The organism is Stieleria sp., from assembly GCF_041595215.1.
GTDB lineage: Bacteria > Planctomycetota > Planctomycetia > Pirellulales > Pirellulaceae > Stieleria > Stieleria magnilauensis.
Genome location: NZ_JBFHKV010001123.1, coordinates 1 through 2,687, shown reverse-complemented (window position 1 = coordinate 2,687; position 2,687 = coordinate 1). Strand labels below are relative to the sequence as shown.

Annotated in this window: 2 protein-coding genes and 1 pseudogene; all 3 read right to left on the bottom strand. The window is 60.0% G+C overall.

Going from position 1 to position 2,687, the window contains the following annotated elements; translation table 11 throughout:
* Positions 1–891: APC family permease (locus ABX749_RS28750; protein WP_372899063.1), on the bottom strand; the 891-nt coding region annotated here is incomplete at its 3' end.
* Positions 892–911: 20 nt separating this feature from the next.
* Positions 912–2,384, bottom strand: a complete 1,473-nt coding sequence (locus tag ABX749_RS28745) for a DUF1501 domain-containing protein (protein WP_372899062.1) — start codon at positions 2,382–2,384, stop codon at positions 912–914.
* Positions 2,385–2,396: 12 nt separating this feature from the next.
* Positions 2,397–2,687, bottom strand: a pseudogene (locus ABX749_RS28740) (hypothetical protein); the annotation flags it as partial.

Below are 2,687 nucleotides of genomic sequence, written 5' to 3'. Positions count from 1 at the left end.
CCATGACCCCCACGCCGATCCGCGGGCCTGGATCTGTCGACCGACCGATTCGGCCGCCAACGTCGCCACGTTGGGCTGCCCGGCGACCTCGGACGCCGGCGGGGCGTAGACGAAAATAATGTTCAACAGCAGGTACAGCACCGCCACCGCCACGGTGCCAAACAGCATCGCGCGCGGCACATTGCGCGTCGGTTGGTCGATCTCGTCGGTCAGATAAACCGCCGCGTTGAATCCGCTGTAGCTGAGTGAAATCCACGTCAACGCGTTGGCGAACACCAATGCAAATGCCCAGCCGCCGCCTGTCGTCGCCTCGGCCCCAGCGTCTCCCCCCGCTTCGGACACAGCGGCGACGGTGGTGCCCTGCCATGTCGAAAGCGTGCTGTAGGCGATCAGCACGAACAGCCCGATCAAAACCAGTTTGGCAATCACCACACCGTTCTGAATGTGTGTCCCACGCTTGAGCCCCAGACTGTGCACGATCGCTGCCAGCAAGACCAACACGATGGCGATCGATCGATCGGGCAATGGGTCCAGCAATCCAAACTCCGCCCCGCGCGCAAACGATTCAAACGTCGTCGCGGCAAACGCCATCGCGCCGGTGAATCCGGCCAACAGTGAAACCCATCCGGCCATCATGCCGGCAGCGGGATGGACTGCGCGGGCCAGAAACAAATATTCACCACCCGATTCGGTGAACTGTTGGGCGAGTGCCCCGTAACACAACGCGCCGCAAATCGCGATCACTCCGCCGATCGCCCAGGCCGCGATCACGTACTGCGGCTCACCCAAGTCACCGAGCGTGAAACCGCTGGTCGTGTAAACCCCGGCGCCGATCATGCTGGCTGCCACGACAGCGGCCGCCGAAGGCGCGTTCATTTTGGGATGCGACAAAGATCTATTCCTATGACGGTCTACGCCAACACCTGGCGGACGACGTCGCCACCTTCAACCCCGGTCAGACGTTGATCGAGTCCCTTGAACGCATAGGTGAATCGGTCCGAATCGATTCCCATCAGATGCAAGATCGTGGCATTCAGATCACGGATGTGGACGGGGTTTTCAGTCACGTTGTAACTGAATTCATCGGTCGCGCCGTGGACCACGCCGCCCTGGATGCCCGCCCCGGCCAGCCACACCGAAAAACACTTGGGGTGATGATCCCGGCCGTAGTTGGTTTTGGTCAAGCTTCCCTGACAGTACATCGTTCGTCCAAACTCGCCGCCCCAAACCACCAGCGTGTCATCGATCATGCCGCGTTGACGAAGGTCTTTCAGCAGTGCCGAACAGGGGCGGTCGATGTCTTTGCACTGATTGGGCAAATCCTTGGGCAGGTTGCCGTGTTGGTCCCAGCCACGATGAAAGATCTGGGTGAAACGCACGCCGCGTTCGGCCATTCGGCGAGCCATCAAGCAGCAATTGGCAAACGTTCCCGGCGTGGTCACGTCATCACCGTACATGTCCAAGATGTACTTCGGCTCGTCGCTGATGTTGGCCAGATCCGGCACACTGGTCTGCATCCGGAACGCCATCTCGTACTGTGCGATGCGGGCGTCGGTTTCCGGGTCGCCGATCGATTCGGCGGTGACTCGATTCAATCGCGCCAACGAGTCCAGCATCTCGCGACGCAGTTTCGAATCGACGCCCTTGGGGTTGGACAGATACAAGACCGGATCACCAGCGCTGCGCAGCGCCACGCCTTGATACTTGCTGGGCAAGAAACCGCTTCCCCAAAGCCGGTTGTAGAGCGCTTGGGCCTCCTTCCGTCCGGTCCACGATGCAGTCATGACCAGGAAGTCGGGCAGATTCTCGTTTTCGGTTCCCAGGCCGTAGCTGAGCCAAGACCCCAAACTGGCTTTGCCCGGCAACTGGTCGCCGGTGCAAATGTAGGTGATCGCCGGGTCATGATTGATCGCTTCGGTGTGCATCGATTTGATCAACGCGATTTCGTCGACGTGTTTCGCCGTGTGTGGCAACAACTCGCTGACCATCGTTCCGTTTTCACCGTGCGGCGAAAAGTTGTAGATGCTCGGCGCGATCGGAAATCGAGCTTGCCCGCTGGTCATCGTCGTCAACCGCTGACCCTGGCGAATGGAATCCGGCAGGTCTTTGTCGAACCAGTCGGCCATGGTCGGCTTGTGGTCCCACAGATCCATCTGGCTGGGTGCCCCCGACATGAACAGATAGATCGCCCGTTTCGCTTTGGGTTCGTGGTGCGGCAATTCGGGCAGTCCGCCCTTGGCCGTCTCGGACCGATAATCCGATACCCTGGGCGCGGCGTCGGCGCGGGTGTCCAAAGACGCCAACGCCGCGGCGCCCAATCCCGCCGCGGATTGCGAGAACAGCGAACGTCGATTCAAGCGGATCAATCGTTGCTTAGCATTCATCGTTCACTTCTCCTACTTGCTGACCACTTCGTCCAAGTTCAACAGCGTGCTGGCGATCATCATCCAGGCCGCGTGCTCACTCGGTTCGATCTTGTCGAATTTAATTTCGTCGACCGACAACAGATCCGCCGCAGCGGTCGTGTCGTCGCGGTAGTGTTTTTGCACCTTGTCCAGCAGCGAAACCAACTCGTGGACTTCCGCGGCGACTGGTTTTCGGGCGGTCACCGTTTCGAACAACCAAGCCAACTTGTCCGAGGGTTCCTCCAGATCACACTCGACGTGGGCGCGAACCGCCAAGTGCTT